The sequence below is a fragment of the Bacillus sp. MUM 13 genome (genome assembly GCF_001866725.1).
GTDB lineage: Bacteria > Bacillota > Bacilli > Bacillales > DSM-1321 > Peribacillus.
Map to the genome: position 1 here is coordinate 1 of NZ_MLYQ01000074.1, position 16,453 is coordinate 16,453.

Genomic DNA, 16,453 nt, shown 5'->3' on the forward strand with positions numbered 1-16,453 from the left:
AGATGAGGTTGATTGGAGCGGAAGGTGCGAGACTCCTGCGGGATTAGCGGGAAGGTGAGACCCCGCAAGCTTTGCTTGTGAGGCTCACCGCCCGCCCCGCGGAAAGCGAGCATCCTGGAGCGGAAATCAACCCCTTGTTCAGGTAGCAGCAAAGTATACGAAAACAGCCTTTAAGAGAGTAAAGGAGTGGGCCAGGTGAAACAGCAATCTTCATTGATAAAGCCAGTGCTAGATGCCGGCTATCCGACAATCAGCCATGGAAAAGGCGTGTATTTGTATGACCATGAAGGAAAAGATTATTTGGATGCTTCATCCGGGGCAGTGACGGCCAATATCGGCCACGGAGTCGAAGAAATTGCGGCAGCCATGGCAGAGCAGGCGAAAAAAGTATCCTTTGTATACCGCTCGCAATTTACAAGTGATGCAGCCGAAAATCTTGCAGCGAAAATCTCGGAGATGACGGATGGAAAAATGCCCTGGAGTTTTTTTGTCAACAGCGGTTCAGAGGCAACTGAAACAGCCATGAAAATCGCTATTCAGCACTGGCAGGAAAAAGGGAAACCGCAAAAGAGCAGAATCATATCGCGCTGGATGAGCTATCATGGCATAACGATGGGGGCTTTATCCATGTCAGGATATCAGCAGCGCCGTGAGCGATTTACAGAATATCTGGAGTCCTTTCCCTCTGTGCCTCCTCCATATTGCTACAGATGCCCGCTCGGAATGGAAGCCTTAACATGCGGGATGGCCTGTGCAAAAGAACTGGAGTCGTCTATTAGAAGAATAGGGGAGGATCATGTTGCAGCGTTCATTGCTGAACCGGTTATCGGTGCAGCTGGCGGGGCGATTTCTCCGCCAGAAGGATACTTTCAGGAAATTAAAAGGATTTGCAGAAAATATAACATTTTATTTATTGCTGACGAAGTGATGACAGGGTTTGGAAGGACAGGAAAGACACTTGCCTGTGACCACTGGGATGCCTGTCCGGATATCATGGTCTTCGGAAAAGGGATGAGCGGCGGATACACCCCGATTGCAGCTGCGGTGATGGCAGATCATGTGATACAGCCTATTTTACAGGGTTCTAAATCCATTATGGGCGGACATACATTCAGTGCAAATCCTCAATCCTGCGCCGTCTCATTGGCAGTGCTCGAATATGTTGAAAAACATGATGTAGCTTCCAAAGCAGCAGCTTCAGGGATTTTTTTGAAACAGGCACTAAAGAAAACGGCTGAGAATCATACCTTTATTGGAGATGTCAGGGGAAAAGGCCTCCTCTTAGGGATTGAATTTGTAAAAAACAAGAGAACGAAAGAACCCTTCCTCCGTTCTGCAGAAGTAACGAATACATTTATTTCCCTGGCACAGAAAAACGGTTTGCTTCTTTATCCAGCCGCATCCGGCCATGATGGAGTAACAGGATCTGCCGTCATGATTGCACCTCCGTTAACCATCACTGAAGCAGAAATGAACGACCTGCTTTTCAGGCTGGATCTGACATTTGCCGATTTTACGAATGAGGCATTGCCGGGATTCATGGAATCCGATTAAGGAGGTGTAAAAATGAGTAATGCTTTTAACAAAATATGTTGCATGGAAGATATCAAACATGTTTTCAAGGATGGAATGACCATTTTATTTGGAGGGTTCGGCGGAGTTGGAACCCCTCCTGGACTGATAGATTTAATCCTCCAAAGCGGAGTGAAAAACCTGACTGTCATAGGAAATGATGCTGGCTTCCCCGATATTGGAATCGGCCGGGCGGTTACGGCCAGAAGGGTGAAGAAAATGATTGTTTCCCATATCGGCTCCAATCCGAATGCAGGGGGATTTATGACATCCGGTGAAATGGAAATTGAGTTCTCCCCTCAAGGGACACTTGCTGAAAGAATACGGGCAGGAGGCATGGGCCTGGGAGGGATATTAACGGATATCGGGCTTGAAGATGATTTTGTAAAAAGAGATAAAAGTGTAGTCACCGTGGACAGTAAAAGATATTTGGCCGAACCCGCCATAACCGCTGATGTGGCCATAGTATATGCCGAAAAAGCAGATCCCTATGGAAACCTTGTTTATGATAAAAGCGCGCGCAACAACAACCCCCTGGTTGCCATGGCAGGAAGCAGGACAATTGCCGAGGTACGCGAAATCGTTCCGCTGGGCTCCCTGGATCCGGAAGAAATTGTTTCACCGGGTGTTTTTATCGACCATATCATTGAGAGCAAGGGGGTTACCTGGAAATGGGCCTGGGAGAAGATATAAGAAAAAAGCTTGCAAAAAGGGCGGCAGAAGAAATTAAAAATGGCATGCTTGTAAACTTAGGAATCGGCATACCATCCCTGGTCCCTGATTTTCTACCTGAAAATCATACAGTCATGTTTCATGCTGAAAATGGCATTGCAGGCATGGGCCAGACGCCAAAAAAAGGAGAAGAAGATCCTCATCTATGCAATGCTGGCGGCTTTCCGGTATCTGTGAGAAATGGTGCTTCTTATTTTGACAGTACAGTAGCTTTTGGAATGATCAGGAGGGGAAAAGTTGACGTGACTGTACTCGGCGCCCTTCAGGTGAGTGAAAATGGTGATCTTGCAAATTGGATTGTTCCCGGAAAAAAGGTGCCTGGCATGGGCGGGGCAATGGAGCTTGCCTCAAAAGCCAAGAAGGTCATTGTGCTAATGAACCATACCGATAAATGGGGAGCTCCCAAACTTGTAGAAACCTGCACCCTGCCGCTTACATCAAAGCGCTGCGTACATATGGTCATCACTGAAATGGGTGTTTTCTCTGTAAGTGAAGCAGGTCTGGTTTTAAGTGATCTATTCAAGCCATTTTCCGTATCGGATGTTGTTCAAAAAACATCAGCCAAATTTATCGTTTCATCAAAACTAAAGATCATTTAGAGGAGGATGCCTGATGACATACCAAAAAGAAATCAGCAGGTGGCTGAGCGGCAGTGAAAAAAATGCCATTAAGCTTCTTCAAAGGCTCATCCAGGAGCCAAGCAAGAGAGGGAATGAAGGAAAGGCGCAGGCGATTATCGTGGAAAAGTGCCGGGAATTGGGGCTTGAAATTGATTTATGGGAAATTGGGGATGAAACGCTTAGAAATCATCCGCGCTTTTATTGTGACCGGACGAATTTTAGTGAGAATCCGAATTTAATAGCCGTTAAAAAAGGAAGCGGAGGCGGCAGATCACTGATTTTGAATGGCCATATTGATGTAGTTCCTGAAGGAAATGCAGAAGACTGGGACGATGACCCATACAGCGGCACCTTTCATGAAGGAAGGATATATGGCAGGGGAGCATCAGATATGAAGGGAGGAACGGTTTCTTTGCTTATGGCTCTTGAAGCATTGGCAGCTCTCAATATTCCTCTTAAAGGCGACGTGATTTTTCAAAGCGTAATAGAAGAAGAGAGCGGCGGAGCGGGAACTCTAGCTGCTGTGCTGAGAGGATATAAGGCGGACGGGGCTATCATCCCGGAGCCGACCAATATGAAGATATTTCCGCTGCAGCAGGGATCCATGTGGTTCAGGCTGACCATCAAAGGTAAATCGGCACATGGCGGGACAAGGTACGAGGGAGTGAACGCCATAGATTTAGCTTCAGAGGTGCTGGCAGCGATTAAAAGGCTGGAAGAGAAGAGGAATGCTAATATTAAAAGCCGCCTGTACGAAAATATACCTATCCCTATACCAATCAATATCGGAAAAATTTCTGCCGGTGAATGGCCTTCGTCCGTCCCTGATAAAGCAGTGATTGAAGGAAGATTTGGAATTTCTCCCTGGGAAACGGTTGAAAGCGCTGAACAGGCTCTTGAGCGCTTTGTTTCTGAAATCAATGCAAGCCATGAATGGTTTCAAAATAAGCCAGTGGAATTGGAATGGTTCGGGGCAAGATGGCTTCCGGGTAACTTGGATCTTGAACATCCCCTGCTGCAGGCGATATCGGATGAATACAGGGATGCCTTGGGTTCTGAACCTGTATTAGAGGCTTCGCCTTGGGGAACTGATGGAGGTTATCTTTCCAATGTGGGAGAAACACCTGTCATTGTTTTTGGTCCCGGAGTTACGGAGTGCGCCCATGAAGCGAACGAATATATTGAGGTGGACAAAATGATACAGGCCGCTGAAGTTATTGCGCTTACGATCATTAACTGGTGCGGAATAAAATCAGATTAATCCTGAAAAGAGATGGGAAAGCTGCAATTCAAAAACGGAAAAGGAGTGATTTTGTAATGCAGCCGGAAGAAAAAACGATAATGAAACCGGGATTCTCCCTTTCCATTACATTAGATGCTTTTAACAAAAGAGCAAGAACAGATGACTGCCTGGGCCAGGTTGCTCAAATATCCGGGGAGTCCATCAGGATAGCCCGTGAAATAAATGCAGAAAAACTTATATTTAAAGCAAGGAAGGAACAGGCTATGCACCTGCTGGAAAAGGGCTTCGTGCTGGAAGCGTGTATACCGGGATACTTTCTTGGCAGTGACTGTTATCTGTTCTCCAAGTACTTTACCGAACAAAGAAGAAACAGCGCATTCTGGGCAAAGGAGGATCTTATTCTGGAAGAAGTAACAAAGCTTAAAAGGAAGCCTGAAAACGGCAGTCTCCCAGCTGGCTATGGTGCAAGAAGAGCCGTGATGGAGGATGCTGATGAATTGGCTGCCCTTTATTCTGCTGTATTCGAAATATATCCTGTCCCTATGAATGACCCGGAATATATCAAAAAGTGCATGGGCAAAGACACTGTTTTTTTTATTTGTACATTTGGCGGAAAGATTGTCAGTGCTGCTTCAGCAGAATGCAGCGCTGTTTACCATAATGCAGAATTGACAGATTGCGCAACCCTGCCGGATCATCGGCAATTTGGACTTATGAAAATATTGCTTTCAAGGCTTGAAGAGGATCTTTTTGAAAAAGGGACTTTTTGTCTGTATTCAATAGCGCGTTCACTTTCTTTTGGCATGAATGCGGCCTTTCAACAGCTTGATTATACATATAAAGGAAGAATGGCCAACAACTGTTATATTTTTGACAAGCTGGAAGATATGAATGTTTGGGTAAAGAATTTAGCATAGCTGCCAAAAATCCGGCATGTATTTGGCAAGTTTCCGGCATCATCTCATATATTAGTAAAAAGAGAGATAGGAGGCCATACATGCAGGAAGAATTTAATACGAATGAAGTGCTGGAAGCCATATTAAAGAGCATAGACGAAGGAATACATGTAGTCGGCACAGACGGGCGGACGATATTTTATAACGAAGTGGCAGCAAACCATGATGGAATGAAGGCGAATGAGGTTTTGGGGAAGCCGTTATTGTCGGTTTTCCCCTCCCTGACCAGGCACTCATCGACCCTGCTTCAGGTTTTGCAGACAGGAGAGCCCATTATTCACAAAAGCCAGACTTACCTGAACCTGCATGGAAGGAAAATAGAAACCATGAACACTACCCTTCCTATAAAGGTCGGCGAGGAACTTATCGGTGCTGTTGAAATTGCGAAGGATTTCTCCAAGCTGAAAGTCCTTTCTGAGCGGCTTCTGGATTTAGAGCATACACTAAAGACAAAACCGGCAGTAAAGACAGGAACAAGCGGGGCATTCTTCACTTTTAAAGATATTCTTACAGAAAACATTGAGTTCAGAAAAAAAATTGAGCAGGCCAAAAAAGCCGCGCTAGCCGATTCACCTGTGCTTATTTATGGAGAAAGCGGTACAGGAAAGGAGCTTTTTGTACAAAGCATCCATAATGAGTCAAAAAGAAGGAATGGCCCATTTATTGCCCAAAACTGTGCCGCTCTCCCTGAAGCGCTGCTTGAAAGCCTCCTGTTTGGAACTGCCAAAGGCAGCTATACCGGCGCTGTGGAACGCGGGGGATTATTCGAGCTTGCAAACGGAGGGACACTTTTTCTGGATGAACTGCAATCCATGCCTGTGGCCCTGCAGGCCAAACTTTTGAGGGTGCTGGAAGACGGCATGGTACGGAGAATCGGAGGAAGCAAGAGCATCAAAACGGATGTAAGGGTAATGGCGGCAATGAATATTCCCCCTTCTGAAGCGGTAAAAGAAAACCTCCTGCGGGGCGATTTATATTACCGCCTGAACGTGATGAGCTATGAGCTGCCCCCGCTCCGTGAGCGAAAAGAGGATATCTTGATGCTTTCCCATCATTTTATGAATTATTTTAATGAAAAATTCAGCCGCAATGTTACTGATTTAACCCAAGCTGTCAGAAAAACCTTTATTGACTATCAATGGCCTGGAAATGTCAGAGAGCTCAAGCATACGATTGAGTTCATGATCAACCAAACTGAAACACAGCAGCTGCAAAACAGCGATCTTCCGGTATCTTTACAGGCAGTTCCTCGGGAAACGCCGAAATTTCCGGAGTTCCTGCCTTTACGTGAGGCAGTGAGGCGAACGGAGTCCCAATTGATTGAAAAGGCTCTTGCAGCTTCAGAAGGCAATATCCTTAAGGCGTCAAGGCTGCTTGACATTCCGAGGCAAACGCTTCAATACAAGATTCAGAAGGGGAAGAAATAGCAAAAGAAAAATCCTGTTGCGCTTGTACAGGATTTTTTTGCAGTAATTAGAAGCCAGGGCACATCCGGCACACCTGCAAACCAGATGAAATATTTATGGAAATGAGAGGTAATTGTCTATTTTGGCACGATTCTTGCATTAAATGTAAGTATCAAGTTTTTTGGGGAGGAAATAGTATGCATTACGACTTATTTAAACCAGATCGCCACTGGAAGGATATTGAATTATGGAAAGACGTTAGTGATGAGCAATGGAACAATTGGATATGGCAATTGACGAATACAATCAGGACCCTGGATGATTTGAAAAAGGTCATTCATTTAACAGAAGACGAAGAAGAAGGTGTGCGGATCTCTACGAAAACAATTCCTTTGAATATCACTCCTTATTATGCATCCCTGATGAATCAGGAGGACCCGCGCTGTCCGATCAGGATGCAGTCTGTGCCCATTTCTAAAGAATTGCATAAGACAAAATATGATATGGAAGACCCTCTTCATGAAGATGAAGATTCACCGGTTCCGGGCCTGACTCACAGATATCCGGACCGCGTCCTATTTTTGGTGACAAATCAGTGTTCCATGTATTGCAGATACTGTACAAGAAGAAGGTTTTCCGGACAAATTGGCATGGGTGTTCCCAAAAAGCAGCTGGATGCAGCGATTCACTATATCCGTGAAACACCTGTTGTAAGGGATGTCCTTATTTCCGGCGGAGACGGGCTGCTGATCAATGACACCATATTGGAATATATCCTGAAAAATCTGAGGGAAATCCCTCATGTTGAAATCATCCGCATAGGCACAAGGGCGCCTGTTGTATTCCCGCAGCGCATTACAGAAAATCTGTGCAGTATCCTGAAAAAATATCATCCAGTCTGGCTGAACACCCATTTCAATACCTCTATAGAAATTACAGAGGAATCTAAAAAAGCCTGTGAGATGCTTGCTGACGCCGGAGTGCCGGTCGGGAATCAGTCTGTGATACTTGCCGGCATTAATGATAGTGTGCCGATTATGAAAAAACTGGTTCATGATTTAGTGAAAATAAGGGTAAGGCCCTATTATATTTACCAATGTGATTTATCTGAAGGCATCGGACATTTTAGGGCACCGATTTCAAAGGGACTGGAAATTATCGAGGGATTGAGAGGGCATACGTCCGGTTATGCTGTCCCTACCTTCGTTGTTGACGCACCAGGGGGCGGTGGCAAGATTTCACTGCAGCCAAACTATATTATTTCACAATCACCGTCAAAAACCGTCCTGCGGAACTTCGAAGGTGTAATTACTACTTATCCGGAAACGGAGAATTACACACCTGGCAGGGCTGATGGCTATTTTGCAGGGGTTTACCCGGATTATATGCAAAAAAGCTCAGACTCTGGAATCGCAGGTTTAATGAATGATAAGCAATTTAACCTTGTTCCTGAAGGATTAAAACGAATGGATAAAAGGAAGGATTACACATCTGATCCCGTCCATACCACTTTAAAGGATCAGCGTGAAAAACGGGATACGTTAAAAGAAAAAAAATATCAGGCACAGCAAAAAAATCAGCCACAGCCCAAAGAGCTGAAAACAAAAGGCGGTGATTGAAATGGAACTTTGTCCCTGGTGCGGTGATGGAGTGCTCACAAATCATAAGGAGTCGGTATACTGGGAGCTGCCGGATGGCACAAAAGCCATTGAAATAAAGGAAACACCTTCAAAGCTCTGCAGTGACTGCAAAGCCAGTTTTCAGACGGAAGATATCGTCAAAACGATTGAAGATCAGCTGTTTTTAATCAACACCTCAACACTTGAAAAAGTGATCTCCTACGGGGAACTGCTGAAAAAAGAAAGGCTGCTAAAAAGAAATTATTTTGACTTTACCTAAAAACCGGTAAGATTGGCGAGGGGTTAATCCTGCACCCGAATACAGAGTCCACTGAAATTTTTTTAAAAGAGATCGCCTTTGTAAAATGTCCGGCTGATTTCCGCTGCAGGATGCTCTTATCTGCGGGGCGTGCGGTGAGCCTGTAGAACTCTCACACCTTCCGTTACAATCAACGTATTATACTTAAAATATAAAGGCTCTTTTCTTAATGATTGTTGTTTTTTCATATGTTCTGTGAAGCGATCCCCTTGTTCCATGGCAGCAACATTTACGAAAACAGCCAATATAACTCACACTGCAGCAGGTCAAATCCCTTATTTTCTAAGGGGTTTGACTTATTTTGCTTTATTATAATAATCGGCTGTTTTTCCTGGTTTAAAAAGGGGTTTATTGGAAATATTCTTCTAAGTCCAAATAAATAGTTTACCAAGACCCGATACATACTAAGCCTCAGTGTAAACTTCAATTCTATACCCAAAACAAATGTAAGGGATCAATCCTGCTCACCCTATTATCCATTTGCATCATGCTGGGAATTTTAAGTTGAGCATATCCTTTCCTTGCTGGAGGAGATGATGTTGTTAATCATCCTGCTTGCCTTGCGGTGGATTTCCGTGCTTAAATACTTCTAGGCAACAATCCAATAAGCGGCAAAGCGGATGTCCGGGAGAAAATGAGGAGGATTTGATTTCTGATGAAGGCTTTTTATTCTTTTTTAATGAAATACAGGCAGCCCAAAGACATAGATGAATTAACCAAATTTGCGAATCGTGCTTATGAAGACCATGGATTTCCCAAACAATCAAAAAGCTATGATGAAGTAAGCAGATATCTTGAAATGAACGGCCATTATCTTAATAGCATGTCGATTTTCGATGAGGCTTGGGAGATTTACCAAGAAGATGAAAAAGGTCTTTGATTTTGGCTCTTTTCTTAAAGATTGTTGTTACTTAAACAGTTCTCGAGGCAATTCCATTGTTATAGCAGGTTGATTGGAGCGGAAGGTGCGGAGACTCCTGTGGGATTAACGTGACAGGTGAGACCTAAGCAGACGAAGCCTGGGAGGCTCAGCGCACGCCCCGCGGAAAGCGAAGCATCCTGGAGCGGAAATCACCCCCTTGTTTCATAGCAACAAAGTTTACGAAAACAGCCTTGATTTTTAATGTCACACAAGGCACAGTATGCTTTTATCGGCTGGGATTATTTCCAGCCGATTTTCTTTTTAACCTGTTTGTTTCTTTCTGCATATAATTTAATAATCAAACTAAAGGACCTATGCTGAGGGGATGTCTCTTATGGGGAAAAGGAAACAGCCGAAGTTCAAGAAAGGCGATACCGTCGTGATCATCATGTATGGAACAGTCGGCAATATCACAGATATCAAGTATCTCGACGGTAATTATGTATATGAAGTGAATTATAGTGAAGGTTTGTATATCGAGAGCACTTTACAGCATATTTTCGAATATAAAGGCGAAGTGCATTATGAAAAAGAACAAGTTGACATTGATTACAAATTTATATTTGGCGATCTTGTTCAGGTTGATGGATATGACCGCGATTATTTTAAGGTAATCGGCTTCAGGACGGAAATATGGCGGTATAAAGAAAATGCCTGGGAAGATGTTATTTATGAGCTTTCGAGGGTGTCGGATGGTGAATGGCTTGAGGCTCATGAGGAAGAGCTTACCCTGATTGCAGATGCAAAAGAGGCTGACGGCATCATTGAAAAACTGGGATTGCTTCACTCTATAGCAAAAAAACCAGTAAAAGTAGATCTCAATAAAACAAAGAAGGATTCCCGCGCAAGCGAGCAGGAAACGTTAAAAACGAAATCGGAGAAACTGGCTTTCATCGATGGGCTTCTCGATTTATATAATGACTATCAGCTGTTGTATGATATGTTTGGCGATGAAGATTTTAAACAGGTTATGAATATTGCGATGATCAAAGTCCAAAAGGCTGCAAACGAAGTATATAACTATGGCAATAAATATCGGGAATCATCTTCATGAAAAATCGCTGGCGGCTAAAATGAAAACTATGGGACACCATACGCCATCCGGCTTCATGAAGATCCGATTTTACGGATTCACACGAATAGACAAGGAATATTTGTCTTGTTTTTTTCATACATCTTATTGAGGGGGCGATGATATGCGGGAAATCGAGGTATTTATTGATACGGAAGAAATTGCCGAGTTCTTTTTTAGAGAGCTTATGAAAAGGGGCTATATTCCTACAGCAGAAGAAGTAGAAGACATCGCTGATATTACATTCGACTATTTGCTTGAAAAAAGCATCATTGATGAAGAAATTGATGAGTAGGCGGCAATAAAGCCGGCAGATGGATTGCCCTTTTAATGAAAATGATTCGAGAAGCTAAACGGCGGACACCCCCGCCGTTTTATTTATTTGCCGTTATTTTTATTTATGCTCCTGACATCTGGCCCGCTTGTGGAGCTGAAATGCTAAACTCCGGAAACCAGGAGGGATCCTAAGCAGCACAGAACTAAGCCATATAGTATTCTTTTGGAGATGCCCATTCATATAGTTCTATTTCCCTTTCAAGAGGCCTGTGTGTTATATTAATGTAGGATATATGAATATCCTTTACAATGAGGAGGACAATACAATGAGTGTACATATTGGTGCAAAAGAAAACGAAATTGCAGAAACGGTCTTATTGCCGGGAGATCCGCTTCGGGCTAAATACATAGCAGAAACCTTTTTGGAAGATGCCAAATTATATAATGAAGTAAGAAACATGTTTGGCTATACAGGTACATATAAGGGCAAGAGAGTTTCCGTACAGGGAACAGGCATGGGAGTACCGTCTATTTCCATCTATGTGAATGAATTGATTTCAAGCTATAATGTTCAGAATTTGATCCGTGTAGGAACAGCAGGAGCCATCCAGAAAGATGTCAAGGTCCGTGATGTAATCCTTGCCATGAGCTCATCAACAGATTCACAGATGAACCGGATGGCATTCGGGGGAATTGATTATGCGCCGACAGCGGATTTCGATCTTCTAAGAAAAGCCTATGATGCAGGTCTTAAAAAAGGCCTTCGCCTAAAAGCGGGAAATGTATTCACAGCCGATCAGTTCTATAATGATAACGCTGACTTAGAGAAGCTTGCAAGATACCAGATCCTGGCCATTGAAATGGAAACAACGGCTCTTTATACGATTGCTGCCAAATTCGGGCGCAAAGCTCTTTCCGTTTTAACTGTCAGCGATCACATTTTAACTGGAGAAGAAACCACAGCAGAAGAAAGGCAGACCACTTTTAATGAAATGATCGAAGTTGCATTGGAAGCGGCAGCGGCAGAGTAAGCGGTCCTGCCACCCCCCCATAAGGAGATCGGGCAGTAAAGCCAATGGCATGACACACCATGAATTTGGCATATGCCATTGGCTGGACTGCCTGCATTTTTTATGTCCCCGAAAGCCCTGGCATCATTTTTTTAGAATGCCGGCTTTTTCTATAATTCCTTAAAATAGATCATTAATATTTTTTGTTTGCTGACAAACCTGTTAAAATAATCATAAAATGCCTGAATATAAAACAGTCCAGTTTTGATTGGTGAAAGTGGTGAAGGTTAGTGGAAGAAGAAAAGAAGCAGCATGAAAACAATAGTGAACCCAAATTTATTAAAATTAAAAGGTTCCCTTTCATTATGGGGATTTTTTTGCTCATTTTTTTAACGGCAGGAATTACTACGATTGCCCTTACATTTGGGAACGATAAAGCAGCTCCAATTGTGGCAAAGACGCAGGGAGACCATCCGGAGTTTAATAAGCTATTTTCTGCTTATAATACACTCAAGGGCCAGTATTATCAGAAAATAGATGATAAGGCGCTTGTCAACGGGGCAATAAATGGAATGGTGGAAGCACTAGGCGATCCTTACTCCGACTATATGACGGATAAGGAAGCAAAAAGCTTCCATGAAAGCATTTCTTCCTCATTCGAGGGAATTGGGGCAGAGATTCAGGAGCAAAACTCAAAAATCATGGTGGTTTCCCCAATTAAAGGGTCACCTGCCGAAAAGGCAGGCCTTAAACCTAATGATGTCATCCTGAGTGTTAACGGCAAGAGCCTTCAGGGATTAAGCGCTACAGAAGCGGTATTGAAAATCCGCGGTAAAAAAGGGACAAAGGCAGATCTCGAGATTTCAAGAGGAGATGATTCCAACCCTATACAAGTAAGTATTGAGCGGGATACAATCCCGATTGAAACAGTATATCCTGAAATGCTATCAGGGGGAATTGCAAGGATCCAGGTGACAAGCTTTTCCGATAATACGTCAAAAGAACTTGAAACAGCAATTGGCCAAATGAAAAAGAAGAACATGAAGGGTCTTATCCTTGACTTGCGAGGAAATCCGGGCGGGCTTCTTGACCAGGCTATGAAAATTGCCAGCATGTTCGTTCCTGATGGAAAAGTGATTGTTCAGGTAGAAGATAAAGCTGGAAAGAAAGAAATTATAAAATCTCAAAATAATGGCGAGTTAAAGCTTCCTGTTGTTGTGCTAATCGATAAAGGAAGCGCAAGCGCCTCCGAAATTGTCTCCGGAGCTGTAAGTGAAGCAGCTGGTATAAAACTTATCGGGGAAAAATCTTTCGGCAAGGGCACTGTGCAGACTTCACAGGATTTCAGTGATGGATCCAATATCAAATATACGATTGCAAAATGGCTGACTCCAAACGGAAATTGGATTCATAAAAAGGGAATAAAACCTGATATCGCAGTACCGCTTCCAAGCTATGCGAATCTGCCGTTTATCTCTCCTGATAAAGTGCTGAAGCAATCTATGTCGTCTGCTGAAACGCAGTCTGCACAAGAGATGCTGAAAGCAGAAGGATACAATCCCGGCAAGGCTGACGGATTTTTCGATGAACAAACCAAATCTGCCGTCATGAAGTTCCAGGGTGACCATTCCTTAAAGAAAACAGGCATTATTACAGGCGAAACGACTGTAAAGCTAATGGAGATATTGCGCAATAAAATCCTTGCCAATGACACTCAAGTCAAGAAGGCAGAGGAAGTATTAAAAAAAGAACTTCAATCTAAATAATCGGGAAAACGGTGTTCACGGAAACGAAGCCGCTTGATCAAGTAAAAAGCCGATTTGGCGCTGCCCGCGCTGAATCGGCTTTTATATATGTATAAAATGCAGGCTGCTGACTCATATTAAAGAGAAAAAGGAGTGTACCCCTGTGAAAAATACAGCAATTTTGGCCATTAAATTCCTCTCTTGCATTATAGCCTTTTCTGTCGGACTGGATTTGTTTTTTCAAGCTTCCTTTTTGGAAATTATATCTTTTAGCTTATTTGCAGTCACTGTATCCTATATTTTCGGTGACCTGATCCTTCTGCCGAGACTCGGGAATAAAGCGGCACTGGCTTTTGATTTTTTAATAACATATTTCAGCGTATGGGTTTTCGGGAACATTGTGCTGCAGAATTATTTGCAGATTGCCTGGGGGAGCATTATTTCTGCGGTCATTGTACTGGGTGCAGAGGTATTTGTACACAGGCATATTTTAAGACGCAGCACAACAGGAAATGTTCAGGATAAAAAAGCTCTCTATAGCCGGAGATTATCTTATGAGACAGAATTTGCAGAAGAACCAGAGTTTAAGGATCATAATGAAAACAAACAAAACTAGGGGCAAAGCTCCCTAGTTTTTTATAGTATCTGTAATGTTTTTTTTGAAATCCGGATAAATGATTCCTTCTTCAGTTATGATGGCTGTAATCAGATGATTAGGTGTGACATCAAATGCAGGATTGAAGACTGAGACATTTTCAGGGGCGACTGGCACTCCGTGAATATGAGTGATTTCCTTAGGATTTCTTTCTTCAATAGGAATCAAATCTCCAGTTTCCAGGGATAAATCAAATGTGCTGGAAGGAGCGGCAACATAAAAGGGGATGCCAAAGTGATTTGCCAGTACAGCAAGGCTAAGTGTGCCGATTTTATTCGCTGTATCGCCATTTGCAGTGATCCTGTCCGCACCAACAATGATGCTTGAAATGTTTTGTGTGCTGATTGTATGTGCAGCCATGTTATCGGATATCAGGGTCACATCAACACCAGCCTGCATCAGCTCCCAGGCAGTCAGTCTTGCTCCTTGAAGGACAGGTCTTGTTTCACACGCATACACCCTAAGGTTCATTCCCTTTTCAGCTGCCAAGTGAAAGGGGGCAAGAGCGGTGCCGTATCTTGCTGTTGCTATACCACCTGCATTGCAATGGGTCAAGACAGCATCTCCAGGCTTAAAAAGCGTTAATCCATATTCTCCAATGCTCCTGCAGGTAGCTTCATCTTCAGTGAAAATAGCGATGGCTTCATGTTTCAAATCGGTTTTGGCTCCATTAACACTGCTTGCATCATTAAGCTTTTTCCTCATTCTGTTTAATGACCAGAATAAATTGACAGCAGTTGGCCGTGAAGAAGAAAGGAAGGAAATATCTTCTTCCATTTTTTTTCTGAATGCCAAAAGGTCATCTCCAATAAATGCAGAAGCAGAAAGTGCAATGCCGTACGCAGCGGCAATACCGATTGCCGGAGCCCCCCTGACTTTAAGGGTGGTGATGCTGTCATAAACATCTTGTATCGTATAAAGGTCAATGAACTCCGTAACCTGAGGCAGGGACTGCTGGTTAAGAATAGTTATGTGAGTGTCCTTCCACTGGATGGAAGAAGGGATATCTGTCGTTTTTTGCATGATAATCTCCTCGGAATCATAATTTAGCAGTGTATGAAAGTGAAAGGTTATGCTGGCTCACCGCTTCTGTCACCAGTGAAATATCCAGCTGCTTCCTGTTCTTTATTAAAAATTCTCCGATTCTCAGGGCCTCTTTTTTAGCTGAAATACGTGTGTCCTTATCTTGAATTCTGTCCAGATCCTTGACATGGGACAAACCGATTGTCCTGCGGATTAATTCACAGCCTGCGAAGCCAAAGGCATCATTGGTGATTTTATTCAGAACAAATTCCAGATAGCCTTCTGTTCTGCAAAAAGCTTCCTGTCCCTGTGCATTCCAAAGGGCAGTGAAAACCTCCGCAAATGAGTCCCAAACATCATGCAGGTGGGTGAAGATGGCTTCTTTTGACTCTTGTGATCTGCTGAAAGCCTGAAAAAGCAGATTTGCCATATACTGTCCCAAATCAAATCCAATAGGTCCATAAAAAGAAAATTCGGGATCTATTACCTTGGTTTCCTGCCTGCCTGCAAAAATGCTTCCTGTATGAAGATCTCCATGCAGGAGCGCTTCTTGCTCGGTCAGAAAGCTCTTCTTTAATTTAGCTACTTCAAGCTTCAACATATTATTTTGCCAAATAGCTTGGACTTCTTCATTCAACTCTGCTTCATAATCATTGGATTCACTATCGAAAAAGGGATCTGTGAAAACAAAAGTTTCTGTAATATGGCATAATTCAGGATTGGTAAACTGTCGCGCCAATTCCTTTTTCTTTGTGTGATCCAAAAAATAATCCGAAGTATAGAAGAGAGTTTTAGCTATATATTCCCCTATATGCTTTGACAGCAGGGGATATTCTTCGCCATTTATCAGTCCCTCGCGTGCAATGGTCAGGTGTGATAGGTCCTCCATCACGGTAATGGCCAATTTTTCATCAGAATAGTAAACCTTAGGCACATATTCCTTGCAATAGCTTCCAAAAATGACAAGTGCATTTGCTTCAATGGCTGCCCGTTTGATTGTAAGCGGCCAGGATTCCCCGATTACTTTGGCATATGGCAGGGCCTGTTTGATAATGATTCCCTTCGATGTGTCTTTTTCAGTAATGCGGAAAACATAATTTAAATTGCCATCGCCTATTTCCCTGCAGCTCAAGCTGCGCGCATCTTCAAATAATCCAAGCCGGTGCACGAGCTCAAGAGCGGTTTTTTCGGTCAGTGGTTCATAATGTATATGTTCAGCTTCAGTCATGAGTGATCCCTCCAAGTAATGTATCCGGGGGTAAGGAAAAAGCCCCCTTCTAAAA

Annotated in this window: 16 protein-coding genes; 14 read left to right on the forward strand and 2 right to left on the reverse strand. The window is 43.3% G+C overall.

All coding sequences use genetic code 11. The annotated features are described in order from the left end of the window. The first annotated feature begins 195 nt into the window (after window positions 1-195). The 14 genes from BIV59_RS16730 (at window position 196) to BIV59_RS16795 (ending at window position 14,108) form a co-directional block, all read left to right on the forward strand. Window positions 196-1,554 carry an aspartate aminotransferase family protein gene (locus BIV59_RS16730; RefSeq protein WP_071352597.1) on the forward strand — a complete coding sequence of 453 codons (1,359 nt, stop codon included), beginning with the start codon at window positions 196-198 and terminating at the stop codon, window positions 1,552-1,554. A gap of 12 nt (window positions 1,555-1,566) precedes the next feature. Next, window positions 1,567-2,265 (forward strand): CoA transferase subunit A, encoded by a 699-nt coding sequence (locus BIV59_RS16735; protein ID WP_071352598.1) that lies wholly within the window; start codon window positions 1,567-1,569, stop codon window positions 2,263-2,265. After that, window positions 2,244-2,903 carry a 3-oxoacid CoA-transferase subunit B gene (locus BIV59_RS16740; RefSeq protein WP_071352599.1) on the forward strand — a complete coding sequence of 220 codons (660 nt, stop codon included), beginning with the start codon at window positions 2,244-2,246 and terminating at the stop codon, window positions 2,901-2,903. The genes BIV59_RS16735 and BIV59_RS16740 overlap by 22 nt, the downstream gene beginning before the upstream one ends. A 13-nt stretch (window positions 2,904-2,916) precedes the next feature. Further along, window positions 2,917-4,185: a peptidase gene (locus tag BIV59_RS16745; protein WP_071352600.1), complete on the forward strand. Its 1,269-nt coding sequence runs from the start codon at window positions 2,917-2,919 to the stop codon at window positions 4,183-4,185. 56 nt (window positions 4,186-4,241) lie between these two features. Beyond that, entirely contained in the window at window positions 4,242-5,084 is an 843-nt protein-coding gene (ablB, locus tag BIV59_RS16750) for a putative beta-lysine N-acetyltransferase (protein ID WP_071352601.1), read from the forward strand. Window positions 5,085-5,164: 80 nt separating this feature from the next. Beyond that, window positions 5,165-6,550 (forward strand): sigma-54 interaction domain-containing protein, encoded by a 1,386-nt coding sequence (locus tag BIV59_RS16755; protein ID WP_071352602.1) that lies wholly within the window; start codon window positions 5,165-5,167, stop codon window positions 6,548-6,550. A 176-nt stretch (window positions 6,551-6,726) separates the two neighbouring features. Continuing rightward, window positions 6,727-8,148, forward strand: coding sequence for a lysine 2,3-aminomutase (gene kamA, locus BIV59_RS16760; RefSeq protein ID WP_071352603.1), 1,422 nt, complete (start codon window positions 6,727-6,729; stop codon window positions 8,146-8,148). A gap of 1 nt (window position 8,149) precedes the next feature. Further along, window positions 8,150-8,428 (forward strand): YokU family protein, encoded by a 279-nt coding sequence (locus tag BIV59_RS16765; RefSeq protein ID WP_071352604.1) that lies wholly within the window; start codon window positions 8,150-8,152, stop codon window positions 8,426-8,428. A 694-nt stretch (window positions 8,429-9,122) separates the two neighbouring features. Then, entirely contained in the window at window positions 9,123-9,347 is a 225-nt protein-coding gene (locus BIV59_RS16770) for a YozE family protein (protein ID WP_071352605.1), read from the forward strand. A 376-nt stretch (window positions 9,348-9,723) separates the two neighbouring features. Beyond that, a complete protein-coding gene (locus BIV59_RS16775) occupies window positions 9,724-10,443 on the forward strand; it encodes a hypothetical protein (RefSeq protein WP_071352606.1) in 720 nt (239 codons plus the stop codon). Between the two features lie 142 nt (window positions 10,444-10,585). Beyond that, a complete protein-coding gene (locus BIV59_RS16780; RefSeq protein ID WP_071352607.1) occupies window positions 10,586-10,756 on the forward strand; it encodes a YozD family protein in 171 nt (56 codons plus the stop codon). A 307-nt stretch (window positions 10,757-11,063) separates the two neighbouring features. Then, on the forward strand, window positions 11,064-11,768 hold the full coding sequence (deoD, locus tag BIV59_RS16785; RefSeq protein WP_071352608.1) for a purine-nucleoside phosphorylase: 705 nt from the start codon (window positions 11,064-11,066) through the stop codon (window positions 11,766-11,768). Window positions 11,769-12,037: 269 nt separating this feature from the next. Continuing rightward, window positions 12,038-13,513 (forward strand): lmo1851 family serine protease, encoded by a 1,476-nt coding sequence (locus BIV59_RS16790; RefSeq protein ID WP_071352609.1) that lies wholly within the window; start codon window positions 12,038-12,040, stop codon window positions 13,511-13,513. Between the two features lie 142 nt (window positions 13,514-13,655). Further along, complete coding sequence (locus BIV59_RS16795; RefSeq protein ID WP_071352610.1) at window positions 13,656-14,108, forward strand: YndM family protein; 453 nt, start codon at window positions 13,656-13,658, stop codon at window positions 14,106-14,108. Between the two features lie 12 nt (window positions 14,109-14,120). Here the strand turns inward: BIV59_RS16795 and mtnA are convergent, their stop codons facing one another. Together mtnA and mtnK are read right to left on the reverse strand one after the other, a co-directional pair. Beyond that, window positions 14,121-15,170 (reverse strand): S-methyl-5-thioribose-1-phosphate isomerase, encoded by a 1,050-nt coding sequence (mtnA, locus tag BIV59_RS16800; protein ID WP_071352611.1) that lies wholly within the window; start codon window positions 15,168-15,170, stop codon window positions 14,121-14,123. Between the two features lie 16 nt (window positions 15,171-15,186). Beyond that, window positions 15,187-16,398 (reverse strand): S-methyl-5-thioribose kinase, encoded by a 1,212-nt coding sequence (gene mtnK, locus BIV59_RS16805; RefSeq protein WP_071352612.1) that lies wholly within the window; start codon window positions 16,396-16,398, stop codon window positions 15,187-15,189. Between the last annotated feature and the right edge of the window lie 55 nt (window positions 16,399-16,453).